The organism is Halobacillus sp. ABD4_316 (assembly GCF_056161385.1).
The window spans coordinates 591,755-609,878 of the sequence record NZ_JBSWZA010000002.1; the positions used below are offsets into that span (position 1 = coordinate 591,755).

Genomic DNA, 18,124 nt, shown 5'->3' on the forward strand with positions numbered 1-18,124 from the left:
CATCGGACTCTTTTTGTGTAAAAGATAAAACAGCAAAAAAGTGCAGAATTATGATGATTTTTGGAAATTCATGGTGAAGAGGCAGGAAGGTCAAGGCTTCTCCCGTCTCTAATCTGTCATAAAGATTCTCCTATTGTAAGCAAAAAAAGACAGAAAACGGCAGAATTTTTACCATTGAAACGCTTTCAGAAAGACCGCTAATATAGGAGTTACATAAAAAAGCGCATACATACATTTGGTTCCGCTTACACAAAGGAGAGGCATCTATGAATGCATTTACAGTCGTATCATTCTTATTTTTTACAGGTTTCGTTGCTCTCGTAGCCTGGTGGTTTACTAGAAAGGAAAAACTCGATACACAGGACGGCTATTTCCTTGGCGGGCGTAACTTGAGCGCCTGGGTCATTGCTGGTTCCCTGATGCTCACGAACCTATCAACCGAGCAGCTGGTCGGCCTGAACGCGCAGGGCTACTCGGATACCCTTGCCGTCATGGGCTGGGAAGTTGGATCGGCCATTTCATTGGTCATTGTAGCTTTCTTCCTGATGCCTCGCTATATGAAAGGCGGCATCACGACGATTCCCGATTTTCTGGAGGATCGTTATGATTTTAATACAAAACAGATTGTGACGATTCTTTTCTTATTCGGGTATGTATTCAACCTGCTGCCTCCTATTCTTTATTCCGGAGCTGTAGCGATCAACGGTTTGTTTGATATTCCGGGCGCACTCGGTGTAAGCCGTACGGTCGGAATATGGATCACCGTCTTTGCAATTGGTATTGTCGGTTCGATCTACGCGGTTTTCGGAGGATTGAAAGCGGTCGCCGTATCCGACACGATCAACGGCGTCGGTCTGTTGATCGGTGGTTTGATGATTCCGATTTTAGGTCTTTTCGCTCTTGGGGATGGATCGATGACAAATGGAATCCAGACAATTGTGCAGGATTCTCCGGAAAAATTGAATTCTGTCGGCGGACCGGACAGCCCTGTACCATTTGGAACGATGTTTACAGGGATGCTGCTTGTGAACCTGTTCTATTGGGGTACGGCCCAGCACATCATGCAGCGGGCGATTGCTGCCAAAAACTTAAAAGAGGGCCAGAAGGGTGTTTTAATTGCTGCATTTCTGAAGCTGCTCGGTCCTGTATTCCTGATCGTACCGGGAATCATCGCCTTCAATATGTTCGGTCCGGGTCTTGAACCGACCGACGCCTACCCCCGCCTCGTCGCGGAAGTGCTTCCGGCACCACTTGTGGGCTTCTTTGCGGCAGTCTTGTTCGGAGCAATTTTATCCTCCTTCAACTCAGCCCTGAACTCTTCGGTTACCTTGATTGCCTTGAACATTTACAAGCCGTATTTCAACCCGGATGCTCCGGATAAGGTAGTCGTAAGAAAAGGGAAATCTGTCGGTATCATTCTTGCTGTATTTGCGATGTGTATCGCTCCGCTTATCGATAAAGTGCCGCAGGGATTTTTCCAATACCTGCAGATCGTTAATGGGTTTTATAACGTACCAATCTTCACCATTCTCATTGTCGGGTATTTAACGAAACGGGTGCCGTCCATTGCAGCGAAAATATCATTGTTCGTCTTTATTTCCATCTACGCAACGACTCAGCTGGTCTGGGATACAGGCCTTCACTTCCTGCACATTCTCGGCATCCTGTTTGTCCTATGTACTGGATTGATGCTTTTGATCGGGAAGCTTCGTCCGAGGGATACCGACTTTGTACTGGAAGAAAAAGCGAAAGTGGATATGACGCCGTGGAAGCTCGTCTATCCTGTCGGCCTGGCCGCCACAGCTGCGATGGTCGTCATCTACCTGCTGCTCTCCCCAATCGGCATCTTATCCTGACTGATGTTCCCGCCTTCTTTTTGATATAATGAGAGTATTGTCAAAAGGAGTGAAAGGCGGGAAAAAGAATGGGAAAAGCCAGTCAGCCGATTGAGTCTTTTTATCATAAAGTGTACGAGAACGTGGATGCGTTCCATGAAGAAGCGCAGGAGCTTCAACGAGCAGAGTCCGGTGGCGATCCAGTGGATGACGAAAAGCTGGAGCGGACAGAATTTGCGCTCCAGCTGGCTAAGGACGTCCTCGAGAACTTCGTCGACGATGGCAAGAGCATGACCATCAACTACGATAAACGTTCGGTCACCATTGAAGTACCAAAACGCTGAAAAAGAGCTTGTCGAGAAACTCCGTGTTTCTCGACAAGCTCTTTCCATGTGTTCAGGCTTCCCTGCCATTTCCTTTCCCCACAAATGTCTATTCTTCACTGGAACTTGCACGAAGGAGACGTGACAGGTTGTTACTTCTCAGGGCTGGAATGCTTCTGCTTCAGTGGCTTTTCCTTAACTCAGCTACCTTTAAGGCTTTTAAAATCATCATTTGGTGAGGTCACGAGGAGCGTTCGGTGGTGACGCCTGCGGGAACAGCGCGAGCCGAAGATCCACTTGGACAGGTGGTTTTCCTGTCCAAGTTAGCTGAGGCCGTGCCCGCGGCAAGCATCCACCGATAAGCGGAGCGTGACCTCAAGAAAGGTGTTCCGACCATTCCGCTCCTGCGGAAAAACGGGCGGCCGAGACCCCGCAGGGCGTTCTCTCTGAGGAGGCTTGGACGTTCGTCCGCGGAAAGGGGCTTCTGGAGGCGCTGGTTCAACATAGAGCTGCTGGAAGCGTTGAAAGGACTGCCCTGACCGGGGCCGTCCTTTCTTATGTCTGATTCTACTGTTACAAATGTTTGTGAGATTCGCGGAATCTGCCGGGAGTGAGGCCGGCCTGCTTTTTAAAAACCTTCGTAAAATAATTGGCGTTTTTATAGCCGGCAAGGACGGCGATTTCCTCAGCCGAGTATTTCGTATTCGCCAGCAGTTCCTTCGCTTTGTTGATCCTGATCGACGTTAAGTACTGAATCGGCGTCTGACCGGTGGCGGCTTTGAACTGCCTCGTAAAATGATAGCGCGACATGCCGGAGGCTTCCGCCATATCATCCGGGCTGATTTCCTCGGTGTAGTGGTTTTTGGCATACATGCTTGCGGCGATGATGGCATCCGGCCACTGGACGAGTCCTTTTTCCAAGGTGGAGCAGTAATGAAACAGCTCCATCGTGAATTGATAAGCGTAGCCGGAAGCCTGATGGGCATTGGCGATCTCTTTATTGGCCGCTGATTCGAGCAACTGGTGGACGTAGGAGACGGGCGGCGCATCCGGAGGCATATGGAGGATTGCTCCGACATTCTCCTGAATCTGGTTCCAATAGGACTCCACCACATTTCCATACAGCGTCAAAAACATGAATTCCCATTTATCACTGTGATCGGGGAGATAATACCGGTAGTCCCCGGGGATGTTAACGATGAACGCCTGTCCCGGCGTCAGCTCATAGGTCGTTCCTTCAATATCGATGGCTCCTTTTCCTGCGGTCGTGTACTGGAAAATATACTTCCCGCGGTCGCGCCGGTTCTTTCCGTCCCAGTCATACAGCGTGGTCGTCTGTTCGTCCCAGCCGAGGGACCAGATCTGGGCAAGCTGCTGCAGGTCCGGATCGGAAAACCGGTAGCCGTAGGAGCCGTGTGTCAAAGAAGAAGGGGTCAAAGCAATTCTCCTTTCCTGGAAAAGCAAATATAAGCAGAATTTCATAATGGTTAAGTTTCTGTTTTCCCTCCATATCATAACAGCTAACCTGATCTGGTGGAATATCGATAAGCAAAAATGTGCAGAATGCGTCTTTTTATTTACCATTGATTGAAAAGGGGTTCATTTTTACAATAAAGCTAACAACTACTTGGAAGCGTTTGCGGAAAAGATTGGAGGAGGAAACATCTTGGCGATTCACATCACGGAAGACAGCCGGCAGTTTCACTTACAAGGAAAAAACATCAGTTACATTATACATGTCCTTAAAAACGGTCAGATCGGCCATCTTTATTATGGAAAGAAAGTAAGGGACAGGGACGATTTCAGTCATTTGTCCAAGGAGGAGTTCCGCGTCACTTCTTCCTATGTCTATGAGGAAGATCCAGCGTTTTCTCTGGATATGATTCCCCAGGACTACCCTGGGTATGGGACATCGGATTACCGGGAGCCGGCTTTTCACATCCGGCAGCCGGACGGTTCGAGAATATCGAACTTCGCTTACTCCTCCCACCGTGTCGCCCCGGGAAAGCCTTCGCTTGATGGGCTTCCAGCGACCTATGTGGAGGACGACGCAGAGGCGGAAACGCTGACCATCACTCTCTTGGACGACCATACCGGTATGAAGCTTGATTTAGTGTATACCGTCTATCATGACAAAGACGTTATCGTCCGCTCGGCAAGATTTACAAATGAAGGACCGGAACCGTACCAGCTGGACAGGGCGCTGAGTGCTTCCATGGACTTCCCGGACAGCGATTTTGAGTGGGTCCAGCTTTCCGGCGGATGGTCAAGGGAACGTCACATGCATACACAGCCGCTTCATCCGGGCATCCAGAAAATCCAGAGCACCCGGGGGACAAGCAGTGCCCAGCACAACCCTTTCATCGCTGTCCAGCGGCCGGGGACGACGGAGCATTCTGGAGAAGTCTATGGATTCAGTCTCGTATACAGTGGCAACTTCTTAGGGCAGATTGAAGTCGATCAATATGAGCAGGCACGGATCAGTATGGGGATCAATCCATTCGATTTCAGCTGGAAGCTGGAGCCGGGCGGATCGTTCCAGACACCGGAACTCGTCTCCGCTTTTTCATCGCATGGACGCAACGGTTTAAGCCATTTGTATCATGATTTGTATCAGAAGCGGCTTGCCCGCGGGCGCTGGAGGGATCAGGAGCGTCCGGTGCTCATCAACAACTGGGAAGCCACCTATTTCGACTTCGATGAACAGAAGCTTCAATCGATTGCCGAACAGTCCAGCCGGCTGGGTGTCGAGCTGTTCGTCCTCGATGACGGCTGGTTCGGCCAAAGGAATGACGATACAACGTCGCTTGGCGATTGGTTTGTAGATGAAGCGAAACTGCCGAATGGATTGAAACCGCTCGTTGAAAAAGTGAATGAGACAGGGATGACGTTCGGCCTATGGTTTGAACCGGAGATGGTATCCAAGCAAAGTGAGCTTTATGAAGCGCGTCCCGACTGGATTATCCAGGTGGCAGGAAGACACCCTTCTACAGGCAGGCATCAGCTGGTGCTCGATTTCTCCAACCCGGAAGTGGTGGACTACATCTATGATCGGATGAAAACCATTTTGTCAGAGGCCAACATCGAATATGTGAAATGGGATATGAACCGCTATATGACAGAAATCGGATCGGCACGTCTGGCTTCTGATCAGCAGATGGAAGTGCCTCACCGGTATATCCTCGGGGTTTATGATTTGTATGAGCGTCTTACCACAGCGTTTCCACACATTCTATTTGAATCGTGTGCAAGCGGAGGGGCGAGATTCGATCCGGGTATGCTGTATTACGCACCTCAAGGCTGGACGAGTGATGATACCGATGCCGTCGAGCGTCTGGCGATTCAATACGGAACCTCGATGGTGTATCCATTGAGCAGCATGGGCGCCCATATTTCCGCCGTTCCCAACCATCAGGTGAAACGGGTGACGAGTCTGAAAACGCGCGGCGATGTCGCCTTCTTCGGAGCGTTCGGTTATGAGCTGGATGTAACGAAAATGAACGAAGAAGAAAAAGAACGGATGAGTGAACAAATCACTTTTTATAAAAAGCATCGGGCTTTGTTCCAGTTCGGTACCTTTTACCGGCTGACGAGCCCGTTTGAAAAGGGCGGGAATGAAACGGCATGGATGGTCGTATCCGAGGACGGACAGCGGGCGGTCGCTGCCAGTTATCAAGTGCTGGCCCGCCCTAATCCAGGCTTCCGCCGGATCCAGCTGACCGGGCTGAATCCGGAGACGGAGTATAGGATTGAAGGCTTGGAGCGCACGTATTATGGAGATGAACTGATGCATGCCGGCCTGCAGCTGGAAAGCGGCTACGACGGATCACAGACAGGCGGACTGGAGGAGTCCGGCGACTTTACTTCCCAGTTGTTCGTCCTGACAGCCGTTACGAATTCTACAACAATGGATGAGGTGGAAAAATGAAGCAGATGATCAAGGCATTTCATGAACAGTTTGGAAACGGGGGAGACATTCACTCGTTTTTTGCGCCGGGGAGGGTAAACTTGATCGGCGAGCACACCGATTATAACGGAGGACACGTTTTTCCCTGCGCGCTGAGTGTCGGCACGTATGCGGCGGCCAGAAAGCGCAGCGATGCGAAGTTACGACTGTATTCGATGAATTTTCCTGAACTTGGTATGATAGAAGCGGACATGACTGCGCTCGTTTATGAAAAAGAGCAGGAGTGGGCCAATTACCCTAAAGGTGTCGCAGCGAAAATCCGGGAAGCGGGTTATCCGCTTTCCGAAGGGGCGGATATCGTCTATTACGGAAACATCCCGAACGGTGCCGGTCTTTCTTCATCAGCCTCCATTGAACTAGTCACAGGTGTCGTACTGGATGCCTTTGCCGGACTTGACATCGACCGGGTGGAGCTTGTGAAGCTTGCTCAAGCGGCGGAGAATGAGTTTGTCGGAGTCAACTGCGGCATCATGGATCAGTTTGCCATTGGCAAAGGCGAGAAGGATCATGCGCTCCTGTTGAACTGCCAGACGCTGGAGTATCAGAAAACACCGATCCACCTGGAAGACGAAACGCTTGTCATCGCCAATACGAACAAGCGCCGAGGACTGGCGGATTCAAAATACAACGAACGACGCCGGGAATGTGAAGAAGCTTTGGAGCAGTTGAAAACCGAACTGGAAGCCGACTTCCTCGGGGACATTTCTGTAGAAGATTTTGAGGCCTGTAAACACGTGATTGATGATCCTGTTACGCGAAAACGCGCCAAACACGTCATATATGAAAATGCACGTACGATTGAAGCGGTGGAAAAGCTGAATGCCGGGGATATCAGAGGTTTCGGCCGGCTGATGAATGATTCGCACCGTTCACTGCGGGAGGATTATGAAGTAACAGGAAAAGAACTGGATGCTTTAGTGGAAGCCGCCTGGGAAGAAGGAGCCGTTGGGTCGCGAATGACAGGCGCCGGGTTCGGAGGCTGCACCATCAGCATCGTTCCTAAAGCGGACATTGATACTTTTAAGGAAAACGTAGGAGAACAGTATTATAAGAAAACCGGTCTTGAAGCGGACTTCTACGTGGTGGAAATCGGCGACGGGGCGAAACGGTTGGAGGAGGAAGAGGAATGAGTGTACTAGTATGTGGAGGTGCCGGATACATCGGCAGCCACGCCGCAGCCCAGCTGCTGGACAGAGGCGAAAAAGTAATCATTGCAGACAACCTGCAGAAAGGTCATGAACAGGCCATTCTTGAGGGAGCGGTTTTATACAACGGGGACCTGAGAGATGAAGCATTCATGAACCGTGTGTTCGAGGAAAATGAGATTGATTCTGTCATTCATTTTGCGGCGGATTCCCTTGTAGGGGAAAGTGTCGAGGAGCCACTGAAATATTACGACAACAACGTATACGGAGCGGTCTGCCTGTTGAAGGCGATGGCTGCTCATAACGTGAACCGGATTGTCTTTTCCTCCACGGCGGCGGTTTACGGGGAACCGGATCAGGTGCCGATCCAGGAAGACGACCGCACCTTCCCGACCAACCCTTACGGAGAAACGAAGCTTGCCATTGAAAAGATGCTCAAATGGGCCGAACAGGCGCACGGCATCAAGCACGTGGTGCTCCGCTACTTTAACGTAGCCGGTGCTGATCCGGACGGACGCATCGGGGAAGATCACCGTCCAGAGACGCATCTCATCCCGATCGTGCTGCAGGTAGCTCAGGAGAAGCGTGAAAAGATCATGATCTTCGGCGATGACTATCCGACCGCAGATGGCACCTGCATCCGTGACTACATCCATGTGACAGACCTTGTGGATGCCCATCTGCTGGCGATCGACAAGCTGAAACGCACGGAAGAAAGCGGCATTTATAACCTTGGGAACGGACAGGGCTTCAGTGTCAAAGAAGTCATCGATACCGCCCGCCGTGTGACCGGACGGGAGATTCCTGCCGAAGTGGCTCCGCGCCGCGCCGGTGATCCTGCTCAACTCGTCGCATCCTCCGGGAAAGCGATGGAGGAGCTTGGCTGGACGCCGCAGTATGCTGAACTGGAAACGATGATTCAAACCGCATGGGACTGGTTCCAAAACCACCCTGCCGGTTACAACCAATAAATTGAAGGGCTGGTGACAGACGTGTCCATTTATCACACCATTGAACGACTGCTTCAATACGGATTAGCCAAAAAGATGATCTCCGTGTGGGATGTCGATTACACCCGCAACCGCCTGTTCCATTTGTTTCAACTGGAAGGGAAAAATCCAGAAGAAACACCGGAAGATCCGGTGCCGGGTACACCTGTAGACCTTTTGGAACCGATGCTTGATTATGCAGTGGAGCAGGGACTGATCGAAGACAACACAACGACAGAACGGGACTTGTTCGACCCGAAGATTATGGACTGTCTCGTTCCACGCCCGTCGGAAGTCATTCGTGATTTCTATCATGCCTTTGAAAAGCAGGGGCCGGAAGCGGCGACGGAAAAATTCTATCAGCTTTCCAAGGATGCGCATTACATCCGCACGGACAGGATCGCCAAAAACAAACACTGGTACAGCGAAACGGAATACGGCGACCTTGAAATTACGATCAACCTGTCCAAGCCGGAAAAAGACCCGAAGGCGATTGCCGCGGCGAAAAATAAAAAAGCCGACAGCTATCCGGACTGTCTGCTCTGTAAGGAGAATGTCGGCTATGCCGGACGTCTCGACCATCCAGCACGGGACAACCACCGGGTGATTCCTGTCGATTTGGAAGGCGAGCATTGGTTCCTGCAGTATTCCCCATATGTGTACTACAACGAACATGCCATCGTTTTATCAAGGGAACACCGTCCAATGAGCATCTCCAAAGAAGGGTTCGACCGGCTGCTTGATTTCGTCGATCAGCTGCCCCACTATTTCGTCGGCTCCAATGCGGATCTGCCGATTGTCGGCGGCTCGATTTTGAGCCATGACCACTTCCAGGGCGGACATCATGAATTCCCGATGGCGAAAGCGCCTGTGGAAGAAAGCATCCATATTCCGGGATATCAGGATGTGGAAGCTGGAATCGTCCGGTGGCCGATGTCAGTGCTGCGTCTCAAGAGCACCGACCGCACACGACTGGCTGAGCTTTCCGACCGCATTTTGACGAAGTGGCGCGCGTATAGTGATGCGTCGGCGGATATTTATGCCGAAACAAACGGAGAGCCGCATAACACGATTACTCCCATTGCCCGCTATCGAGACGGGGCGTTTGAAATGGATCTCGTTTTCCGCAACAACCGTACGAGTGACGAGCATCCGATGGGAATTTTCCATCCACATGAGGAAGTGCATCACATTAAGAAAGAAAACATCGGTCTCATCGAAGTGATGGGACTGGCTGTCCTGCCGGGACGCCTTATTGATGAGATGGAGGCGCTGGCGGGATACATCCAAGGCGGAGAGCTTCAAGGAAAAGCCCTTAAGGATGAAAAAACAGCCAAGCATGTCCCGTGGGCGGAAAGCATCCGCTGGGAAAAGGATGATGTATGGCCGCAGCTGCAGGATGAAATCGGCCGCCGTTTTTCAGTCGTGCTGGAGCACGCAGGCGTATTCAAGCGCACGGCAGAAGGACAGGACGCATTCCGCCGTTTTCTACAAACGATATAGATTGGAATCAGGAGGACCGCTATGACGTACTTAGGTGTAGATTATTACCCGGAGCACTGGCCGGAGGAAAAGATCGACGAAGATTTGGAAGGCATCAAACAGCTGGGGGCCAACATCGTACGAATCGGTGAATTCGCCTGGCATCTGATGGAACCCGAGGAAGGAAGATTTGATTTTTCCTACTTCGATCAAGTCATTGAAAAGCTGAAGCAGAAGGATTTCCATATCATGTTCGGCACGCCGACCGCGACGTTCCCGGCGTGGCTGGCGGACCAATACCCTGAGATTCTATCGGCCGATGAATACGGCCATCCGCGCGTTTTCGGAGGACGCCGGCAGTACTGCTTCAATTCCGACGTCTATCGTTCGTATGCGGCAGAGATTACAAGGAAGGTTGTCGAGCATTATAAGGATGAGCCGGCCATCATCGCCTGGCAGATTGATAACGAATTCGGTCATGAAGGCAGCGATATGTGCTGGTGTGGGTTGTGTGAAAAGAAATTCCAGACCTATCTGGCCGAGAAGTATGACAGCATCGCCCAGCTGAACGAGGAGTGGGGAACGATTTTCTGGGGCCAGACGTACAACGCCTTCTCAGAAATTCCTGCACCGAAACCGACGATTACAACGCATAACCCGAGCTTAAAGCTCGAGTGGGCGCGCTTCCGCTCTGACTCCCTGAACGGGTTTGCTCATGAAATGACGGAGATTGTAAAGGAAACAAAAGGCGCGCACCAGCAGGTCACGACGAACGTTTCCGGCGGGTTTTTCTCGAAATGGTTCGATCACGCAGAAAACCTCCGCCCGATGGACTTTGTCTCCTATGACAACTATCCGGTCTGGGGTGGACTGGAAGAGCCGATCGCACCGGAAGCGATTGCGATGATGCATGATTTCAACCGGGGGCTGCTGGATCAGAACTATTGGATCGTGGAAGAGCTGATGGGAGCGCAGGGCCATGATGTCATCGGATACCTGCCGCGTCCGAATCAGGCGAAAATGTGGTCGTACCAGGCTTTCGCCCACGGCTGCTCCAATCTGCTCTACTTCCGCTGGCGCGGGATGACGAAAGGGGCAGAGCAGTTCTGCTATGGTGTCGTCGATCATGATAATGTGTATGGCCGCAAATACAAAGAGGTCCAGTCGCTGTTCAGCGAAATGAAAGATTACGGCGAGCTGCTTGATGCACCCATCCAGGCAGATATAGCCGTTCTCTATGATTATGACAACATTTGGGCGTGGCGTTCCCAGATTCAGAGCCGCGACTTTGATTTTACCGATGAACTTGTCCGCCTCTACCGCCCATTTTACAACCAGAATGCAGCCATTGATGTCATACCGGCGGACCGTGATTTATCCAGCTATAAGGTTGTGGTCGTACCTGTGATGCACGTGATGGACGCGGCGCTTGCCGAGCGGCTGAGAGCGTTTGTACAGAACGGAGGGACCGTTCTCTTTTCCTACCGTACAGGGTTGAAAGGCAAAGACAACAACCTTCGTCTCGGTGAAGTTCAGCCGGGACTCGTCCGCGATCTTGTCGGCGCCCGGGTGGAGGAAGTCGAATCGCTCACCAAGGATCACCATCTCGAGCTGGAGGGTGAAGGACGCTTCTCAGAAGTTCCCGGCACCGTCAGCATCTGGCGTGATCTGCTCGTACCGGAAACAGCGGAAGCTCTGTACCAGTACACGGATGCGTTCTATGACAGCTACACAGCTGTCACGAAAAACAGCTTCGGAGAGGGGCATGTGTACTACATCGGCGGCGGGCTCAATGAAGAAGCTCTCGATCGGATTGGTGAGGAGATTACGGAACATCATCAGATTGAAACGATTTCTTCGGACCGCGGAGTTGAAGAGTACCGCCGCAGAAGTGGGAAGGACTCCTACTTGTTCGTGATGAACCACACCAGTGAAGAGCAGCGGTTCCAAGGAGAGTCGCTGGCACCATTTGAAAGCCGATTGATCCAGGAATAATATCGAAGGCCCTTCCATGTCCGGAAGGGCCTTTTTTTTGTATTTTCTGCGTGAGAGTAAAGATGGGAAAATGTCCTTCCATACATTCTTTTCAAAGGTGTACAGGGGACGTGCATGTTTCCTTGAAAAGAAAAGTTAGCTGAAAAATTCCCGGCACGGCGGTGTTTTTGTCGAAATGCGCAGTAAATCTGATCATTCTCCCAAAAAATAACTTTGATTTTAATATTCAGAACATTATAATGATTGGTATATTTATTTTCATTAAGGGGGAGAGGTATGAAACAAGAGCTTACGAATTTATGGAAAGACTGGCGTTTACATACGATTGTGCTCGCCATCGTCCTCCTGACAGAGGCGATCGGTACGCATTCCTTTACGGTCGGTCCCGGCGTAGTACTGCTGCTGCCGATGCTTTATGCCATCATCATTGGTCTTGGATTATTTTTTACACCGCTCATTAAGGACAAACAGTCGAAAAACGCCGAGCCGCTCATCGTTCTTGGTGTCACGCTGCTGATTGCCAAAATCGGCGTGATCATCGGTCCATCGCTTCCACAGATTATTGAAGCAGGTCCAGCTCTATTGCTGCAGGAATTCGGGAACCTTGGGACGATCTTCATCGCCCTGCCTGTCGCGATTATGCTCGGGCTGAAGCGGGAGAGTATCGGCATGACCCACTCGGTCGCCCGTGAGCCGAACGTCGGTCTCATTATGGACAAGTACGGGTTCAACTCACCGGAAGGACGCGGCGTCATGGCCATCTACATATTCGGTACGGTATTCGGTGCGGTTTTCATGGGCTTGATATCCGGTTTTCTGGCCACACTGACGCCGCTCAATCCGCTGTCCTTTGCCATGGCTTCGGGTATCGGAAGTGGAAGCATGATGGCTGCTGCCAGCGGCTCGCTCGTCGCCGCTTTCCCACAGATGGAGAACGATATCCTCGCTTTCGCCGGGGCAAGCAACCTGCTCTCCTTATCGACAGGTCTGTATATGAGTATTTTCATCGGTCTGCCGCTTACAGAGAAGCTTTATGAAATCATGACGCGCAGAAAGAGCACCAGCTCTCGCGTAGAAAAGGGGGCGTAAGCGATGCTGAAAAATATACAGGAATGGCTTCTCATGCTTGCGATTTTCGGAGTGACCGCCCTTTTGGGGAACTGGATCGGTTATGAGGTCATCGTCTGGGAGGCGGTGCCGGGCATGCTTGTGCTTATCGGCATCTGTCTCGTCGGTTTGATACTGGGAAAAGTGCTCCCGGGAAGCATCCCGAGTGTCGCTTATGTTGCGCTCGTCGGTGTGCTCGTGTCGATGCCGTGGATTCCGGGTTCCTCGTTTATCGTGGAGACGACGAGTGAAGTGAACCTGCTTGCGTTGACAACACCGATTCTTGCCTACGCCGGTATTGCCATCGGCCGCTCATGGGCGGATTTCGTCAAGCTTGGCTGGCGCAGCATCGTTGTTGCGATGTGTGTCATGCTCGGGACGTATATCGGTTCGGCATTGATCGCCGAAGTGATTTTACGCTTCCAGGGGATCATTTAAGGAAAAAGGCTGCAGCTCACTGGAGATGGTGACCGGCTGTTTATCGGTCCAAGTGGAACACCTATCAGTCTTTCCGCGCGGATATCGGTCGAAATGCTGATATATCGGTCAATCGAGCGTTTTATCGGTCAAAAAGCGGATAAATCGGTCTCCTGCTGGTTTCACACCTGAAATAAAAAAAGCTGCAGGATCATGTCCTGCAGCTTTTTCGTTATTCTTTTCCGGAAGGGACTTCACAGCCGTCTTCGGTGCAGGCCGCACCATTGTCTGTGGAAAGGTCTTCAAATGCTGGTTTGTTTTCTTCATCAAAGGCTTTCTGAAGGCCGTTGACGAATACTTCCGTCGGCTGCGCGCCGGACACAGCATACTTACGGTTGATAACGAAGAAAGGAACGCCCTGCACACCGATTTCATGCGCTTCTCGTTCTTCCATGCGTACCGCTTCTGTGTAAGCGTCACTGTTCAGGACGTCTTCCACTTCGCTGCGCTCGAGACCAGCATCAACAGCGAGGCGTGTAATCGTCCCATAATCACCGATATCCTCAGAATCCGTCAGCACGGCTTTGAAGAAGCGCTCCGCTGTTTCCTTGCCGAGGCCTTTTTCGTTGGCCAGCTGAGCCACACGGTGGGCGGCGAACGTGTTCGTTGGAATCATCGTATCAAAATGGAAATCAAGACCAACGCTTTTCGCCTGCTCGGTCATATTGGCTGTCATGCCGCGCGCCTCTTCCAGAGAGCGGCCGTATTTATGAGCCAGGTGCTCATGCATGACTGGTTCTGTGTTGCGCCCGGCATTCGGATCAAGCTCAAAACTCTTATATTCGACTTCTACCGTTTCGTTGGGGAACTGCTTCAACGCTTCCTCGAGACGGGCCTTTCCGATGTAGCAGAAAGGACAGACGAAATCGGACCATACTTCTATTTTCACAGGGATCACCTCTACTAATAATTTCTCTTCCCATTGTACGAGTGTTGGAGAACGAATGCCATTATTCTGTTTGTCAGGCATTTGGTTGATATATTCGGAATTTCGTTGATATATCTGAGAAATAATCGATATATCGAGAAAATAATGGATATATCCGCAAATAAATCGATATATGCGGAAAATCATTGATATCGCCTGTCCGCCCCATCTGTGAACAAAAAGTGAAAGCCGCCGCGGGTGATTGCATCTCCTTTCCAGAACCATTAAGATAGAACTAGTGAAAGCGCCATCCCAGGGCGGCGCCGCTGATTTTTTGCGATAAAGGAGACAGCGCATGCTTAAAACACCCATTGGTAAATTGCGAGTGATGGGATTCCTTGAGGGAATGTCCTTCCTGGTTCTGTTATTCATTTCAATGCCGCTGAAGTATATGTTTGATTATCCGGAGGCCGTTTCTGTCAACGGCGCCATCCACGGCGGGTTGTTCGTCATCTATATGGCTGCCGTCGCGTATGTGACCTTCACCGTCCGCTGGCCGCTCAAATGGGCCGCAGGGGCGTTTGTGGTTGCGTTTATTCCGTTCGGGAACTTCATCCTGGATCACCAGCTGAAGAAGAACTTCACAAGTCAGCCGGACAGTCTGACCGCTTAATAAGCCGATAGACACCGAATCCCTTTCTGCTTCGATTATAAAAGCAGGGAGGGATTTTTTTATGATTACATTGGAAACGTTAAAATCGCGGAGCAGGAACAATATGGGGAACGTCCATCCGGAAGTGCAGAAGAAAGTGGAGAAGCTGTTAACGGAAGCGTACGAGCGGAGACTGTTCGTCCAGATCTCCTCCGGCTACCGGACGTATGAGGAGCAGGCGGCTTTATATGGAAAAGGACGTCCCGGCTACACGTATAAAGGGAAAACGTATGGCAGAAGCGGGACGATCGTGACATATGCCGAACCGGGAGAGAGCAACCATCACAGCGGCCGCGCCGTCGATTTCTTTTTAGTCACCCCGGATGGACGGACAGCCCTTTGGACGGTTGATCATAACTGGCGCTGGGTGGCGGAACGGGCGAAGGAAATGGGTTTTTCCTGGGGAGGCGACTGGTCAAGCTTCAAGGATTATGCCCATCTTGAGCTGCCGATCGTCCATTACGTCCGGCGCGGCAGTCAGGGGAGCCTCGTCAATGACGTCCAGAAGAAGCTCCGGAACCTCGGCTATTACACGGGGGAGATCGACGGAAGCTTCGGCCCGCTGACAGAGGAGGCCGTCTTCACCTTTCAGAAAAAAGAAAGTCTCCATGTTGATGGGAGTGCCGGTCCGGAAACGCTGCAGCGGCTGGATATCCGGACGTACCCGGGTACACCGCTTAGAAAAGGGTCACGCGGGGAGGAAGTGAAGGCTGTTCAGAAAAAGACAGGCGCAGAAGCGGATGGGATTTTCGGAAGCCGGACAGAAACTGCTGTCCGCGCTTACCAGGACTCCCGCGGTCTTGAGGTCGATGGAATTGTAGGTCCGAAGACATGGAGGTCGCTGTTCGGGAGGTAAAGCACCCATTGCGGGTGCTTTTTTCGTTATGGTTCTTTTTGACTGGTTGACATTATTTGATATTTTTAGAATAATACAGGGTATAATATTCAGTTTTTTCTAATTATTAAAAATTTTTACAGCGTTATGGTAACGCTTACACAAGGAGGAGGTGACATCCAGGTGCTCATTCCGCTGCTTCTTGCATTCATAACCATCGTTTCTGTTGTGGCTGCGGTAAGAAAGAGAAAACCGGTGCTGTTTGCCCTGCCACTGGCCGCTTTATTTGCCGCCGCGCTGATCAAGGTGATCATGGTTCCGCTGCCGTTCTGGGAGACGGTCGTTTTTATTTTCAACTTAAAAGGATAGGGAGGAAAATACATGAAGAAGATGGATCCAGAGCAGGCGAGGGCGTATTTCCGGCTGAGAACGACACTGATTATGATTTACCTCGGTATTGGTCTGCTGGTGTCCTTTGGCATCGTTTTGTTTGCAGAAAGTCTTTCGTCCTTTACAGTGATGGGGATTCCGCTGCCCTACTACATGGGGTCCCAGGGAGCCATTTTAACGTTTATCGTCCTTCTTTTTTTCAATGCCGTCATCAGCGATTATGTGGATAAAAAATTCGGCCTCGTTCCAAAGGACAGCTCCAAGGAATCGGACCAGGCTGCCAATCAATAAGACAGGGGGAAAAGTATGGATGCTCAGTTTCTCGTTTCATTAGGATTAATTGTTGTGACGTTTGCCCTCTACATCGGCATCGCCATCTACAATAAGGCGAAAGAGACGTCGGACTTCTACGTCGCCGGCCGAGGGGTGCCGCCGGTGTTCAACGGCATGGCGATCGGTGCTGACTGGATGAGTGCCGCTTCCTTTATCGGTCTAGCCGGAACCGTGATGATTTTAGGCTATGATGGGCTTGCGTACATTATGGGATGGACGGGTGGTTATCTGCTGCTTACATTCCTGCTTGCCCCGCAGCTCCGGAAATACGGGCGTTACACAGTACCCGAATTTATCGGTGACCGCTATCGCAGCAACACCGCCCGGCTGATTGCCGCTGTTGCGACGATCATCATCAGCTTTACATACTCTGTCGGACAGCTGTCAGGTTCAGGAGTCGTCATCGGCCGGCTGCTTGAAGTGGATACGATGATCGGGACCCTCATCGGTGTCGTCCTGATCGCTTTTTATTCGGCGATGGGAGGCATGAAGGGGATTACGTGGACACAGGTGGCGCAGTACCTCGTCTTAATTGTTGCCTATTTAATACCTGTGATCTTCATGTCGATGCAGCTCACACAGAACCCTGTTCCTTGGCTCTCCTACGGGGAAGTCATATCGGAAATGCGCTCCATCGATCAGGAGCTCGGGATATCGGAATACATCGTTCCGTTCACAGAAGCCTCCAAATGGCAGTTCATGGCACTCATGTTTACGCTCATGGCCGGAACCGCCGGTCTGCCGCATGTGATTGTCCGCTTTTATACCGTAAAAACGATGAAAGCCGCCCGTTGGAGCGGAGCGTGGGCTCTATTGTTCATCGGCCTGCTGTATTTATCTGCTCCCGCCTATGCTGCTTTCTCCCGGTTCATTTTAATGACGGAAGTTGCCGGTTCCTCGCTCGGGAACCTGCCGGCGTGGACGCAGCCGTGGGTCGATACAGGCAAGCTGTCCCTTGCGGATGGCAATAGTGACGGCGTGCTCCAATGGGCCGAGCTTGCCATCAGTAATGATATCGTCGTCATGGCCACACCGGAAATCGCCAACCTCGGGATTTTCGTCATCGGTTTGATGGCGGCCGGTGCGATGGCAGCGGCCTTATCGACGGCCGGCGGTCTGATGATTGCCATATCGGCTGCCCTCTCACATGATATTTACTACCGGTCCATCAACCCGAACGCCAGTGAGAAGAAACGGCTGTCTGTCGGACGCTGGTCCATTGTCCTCGCAACGGTGGTGGCTGGTCTGATCGCCTTGAATCCGCCGGGGGCGATTACTCAGATTGTCGCCTGGGCCTTTGCGCTCGCTTCCGGCTCCTTCTTTCCGGCTCTGCTCCTTGGGGTATGGTGGCGCCGTGCCAACGGTCCAGGTGTCATCGCCGGTATGATCACAGGCCTCTCGGTTACGCTTGGTTATATTTTCGCAGCCAAGTACGGCGGGTTTACGATCCTTGGAATCATCGACACAGGGGCAGGCGTCTTCGGAGCCGCTGCCGCCATTATCGCCAACATCACCGTTTCACTGCTGACGGCTCCGCCGAGCAAACAGACGCAGGATGAAGTCACGGACCTCCGTTATCCGGAGCAGATCCAATACAAGAACGGCGAATATTATAAAAAGGATGCCCAGTAAAGGAACCTGATGGAAAAACGGAGGACAGACAAGA

General features: G+C 51.5%; 16 protein-coding genes. 14 read left to right on the forward strand and 2 right to left on the reverse strand.

Features of this window, described 5'->3' with window-relative positions:
* Positions 1-266 precede the first annotated feature (266 nt).
* Positions 267-1,856, forward strand: coding sequence for a solute:sodium symporter family transporter (locus tag ACXAJH_RS09985; RefSeq protein WP_474993767.1), 1,590 nt, complete (start codon positions 267-269; stop codon positions 1,854-1,856).
* A gap of 68 nt (positions 1,857-1,924) precedes the next feature.
* Positions 1,925-2,179: a hypothetical protein gene (locus ACXAJH_RS09990; RefSeq protein ID WP_474990135.1), complete on the forward strand. Its 255-nt coding sequence runs from the start codon at positions 1,925-1,927 to the stop codon at positions 2,177-2,179.
* Between the two features lie 552 nt (positions 2,180-2,731).
* Here the strand turns inward: ACXAJH_RS09990 and ACXAJH_RS09995 are convergent.
* Positions 2,732-3,595 carry a helix-turn-helix domain-containing protein gene (locus ACXAJH_RS09995; RefSeq protein ID WP_474969688.1) on the reverse strand — a complete coding sequence of 288 codons (864 nt, stop codon included), beginning with the start codon at positions 3,593-3,595 and terminating at the stop codon, positions 2,732-2,734.
* A 229-nt stretch (positions 3,596-3,824) separates the two neighbouring features.
* On the opposite strand from ACXAJH_RS09995, the gene ACXAJH_RS10000 reads away from it, so the two are divergent.
* The 7 genes from ACXAJH_RS10000 to ACXAJH_RS10030 all read left to right on the forward strand — a co-directional run bounded on the left by ACXAJH_RS10000 (position 3,825) and on the right by ACXAJH_RS10030 (position 13,281).
* Positions 3,825-6,086: an alpha-galactosidase gene (locus tag ACXAJH_RS10000; RefSeq protein WP_474993768.1), complete on the forward strand. Its 2,262-nt coding sequence runs from the start codon at positions 3,825-3,827 to the stop codon at positions 6,084-6,086.
* On the forward strand, positions 6,083-7,255 hold the full coding sequence (locus tag ACXAJH_RS10005; protein WP_474990131.1) for a galactokinase: 1,173 nt from the start codon (positions 6,083-6,085) through the stop codon (positions 7,253-7,255). Before ACXAJH_RS10000 ends, ACXAJH_RS10005 begins: the two co-directional genes overlap by 4 nt.
* Positions 7,252-8,241: a UDP-glucose 4-epimerase GalE gene (gene galE / locus ACXAJH_RS10010; protein WP_474969684.1), complete on the forward strand. Its 990-nt coding sequence runs from the start codon at positions 7,252-7,254 to the stop codon at positions 8,239-8,241. Before ACXAJH_RS10005 ends, galE begins: the two co-directional genes overlap by 4 nt.
* Positions 8,242-8,262: 21 nt before the next feature.
* Positions 8,263-9,762 (forward strand): UDP-glucose--hexose-1-phosphate uridylyltransferase, encoded by a 1,500-nt coding sequence (galT, locus tag ACXAJH_RS10015; protein WP_474993770.1) that lies wholly within the window; start codon positions 8,263-8,265, stop codon positions 9,760-9,762.
* Between the two features lie 21 nt (positions 9,763-9,783).
* Complete coding sequence (locus ACXAJH_RS10020) at positions 9,784-11,736, forward strand: beta-galactosidase (RefSeq protein ID WP_474993772.1); 1,953 nt, start codon at positions 9,784-9,786, stop codon at positions 11,734-11,736.
* 276 nt (positions 11,737-12,012) lie between these two features.
* On the forward strand, positions 12,013-12,825 hold the full coding sequence (locus tag ACXAJH_RS10025) for a DUF3100 domain-containing protein (protein WP_474990123.1): 813 nt from the start codon (positions 12,013-12,015) through the stop codon (positions 12,823-12,825).
* A gap of 3 nt (positions 12,826-12,828) precedes the next feature.
* Positions 12,829-13,281 (forward strand): hypothetical protein, encoded by a 453-nt coding sequence (locus tag ACXAJH_RS10030; protein ID WP_474969680.1) that lies wholly within the window; start codon positions 12,829-12,831, stop codon positions 13,279-13,281.
* A gap of 211 nt (positions 13,282-13,492) precedes the next feature.
* On the opposite strand, the gene ACXAJH_RS10035 is transcribed toward ACXAJH_RS10030, so the two are convergent.
* Positions 13,493-14,209, reverse strand: a complete 717-nt coding sequence (locus ACXAJH_RS10035; protein WP_474970891.1) for a DsbA family oxidoreductase — start codon at positions 14,207-14,209, stop codon at positions 13,493-13,495.
* 334 nt (positions 14,210-14,543) lie between these two features.
* On the opposite strand from ACXAJH_RS10035, the gene ACXAJH_RS10040 reads away from it, so the two are divergent.
* From ACXAJH_RS10040 to ACXAJH_RS10060, 5 genes are all read left to right on the forward strand, one after another.
* The gene (locus tag ACXAJH_RS10040; protein WP_474969679.1) at positions 14,544-14,861 is read left to right on the forward strand and encodes a DUF3817 domain-containing protein; all 318 of its coding nucleotides are present in this window, start codon (positions 14,544-14,546) and stop codon (positions 14,859-14,861) included.
* A gap of 61 nt (positions 14,862-14,922) precedes the next feature.
* On the forward strand, positions 14,923-15,756 hold the full coding sequence (locus ACXAJH_RS10045) for a peptidoglycan-binding protein (RefSeq protein ID WP_474993774.1): 834 nt from the start codon (positions 14,923-14,925) through the stop codon (positions 15,754-15,756).
* A 162-nt stretch (positions 15,757-15,918) separates the two neighbouring features.
* Positions 15,919-16,104 (forward strand): hypothetical protein, encoded by a 186-nt coding sequence (locus tag ACXAJH_RS10050; RefSeq protein WP_474993775.1) that lies wholly within the window; start codon positions 15,919-15,921, stop codon positions 16,102-16,104.
* A gap of 12 nt (positions 16,105-16,116) precedes the next feature.
* Positions 16,117-16,416 carry a DUF4212 domain-containing protein gene (locus ACXAJH_RS10055; RefSeq protein WP_474970894.1) on the forward strand — a complete coding sequence of 100 codons (300 nt, stop codon included), beginning with the start codon at positions 16,117-16,119 and terminating at the stop codon, positions 16,414-16,416.
* A 15-nt stretch (positions 16,417-16,431) separates the two neighbouring features.
* Positions 16,432-18,090 (forward strand): sodium:solute symporter family protein, encoded by a 1,659-nt coding sequence (locus ACXAJH_RS10060; RefSeq protein WP_474993777.1) that lies wholly within the window; start codon positions 16,432-16,434, stop codon positions 18,088-18,090.
* The last annotated feature ends 34 nt before the right edge of the window (positions 18,091-18,124 follow it).

Bases quoted from the DNA above. Each gene is read 5' to 3' on its own strand.
- ACXAJH_RS09985 (WP_474993767.1), top strand. From the start codon at position 267: ATGAATGCATTTACAGTCGTATCATTCTTATTTTTTACAGGTTTCGTT.
- ACXAJH_RS09990 (WP_474990135.1), top strand. From the start codon at position 1,925: ATGGGAAAAGCCAGTCAGCCGATTGAGTCTTTTTATCATAAAGTGTAC.
- ACXAJH_RS10005 (WP_474990131.1), top strand. From the start codon at position 6,083: ATGAAGCAGATGATCAAGGCATTTCATGAACAGTTTGGAAACGGGGGA.
- galE (WP_474969684.1), top strand. From the start codon at position 7,252: ATGAGTGTACTAGTATGTGGAGGTGCCGGATACATCGGCAGCCACGCC.
- ACXAJH_RS10020 (WP_474993772.1), top strand. From the start codon at position 9,784: ATGACGTACTTAGGTGTAGATTATTACCCGGAGCACTGGCCGGAGGAA.
- ACXAJH_RS10025 (WP_474990123.1), top strand. From the start codon at position 12,013: ATGAAACAAGAGCTTACGAATTTATGGAAAGACTGGCGTTTACATACG.
- ACXAJH_RS10030 (WP_474969680.1), top strand. From the start codon at position 12,829: ATGCTGAAAAATATACAGGAATGGCTTCTCATGCTTGCGATTTTCGGA.
- ACXAJH_RS10040 (WP_474969679.1), top strand. From the start codon at position 14,544: ATGCTTAAAACACCCATTGGTAAATTGCGAGTGATGGGATTCCTTGAG.
- ACXAJH_RS10045 (WP_474993774.1), top strand. From the start codon at position 14,923: ATGATTACATTGGAAACGTTAAAATCGCGGAGCAGGAACAATATGGGG.
- ACXAJH_RS10055 (WP_474970894.1), top strand. From the start codon at position 16,117: ATGAAGAAGATGGATCCAGAGCAGGCGAGGGCGTATTTCCGGCTGAGA.
- ACXAJH_RS10060 (WP_474993777.1), top strand. From the start codon at position 16,432: ATGGATGCTCAGTTTCTCGTTTCATTAGGATTAATTGTTGTGACGTTT.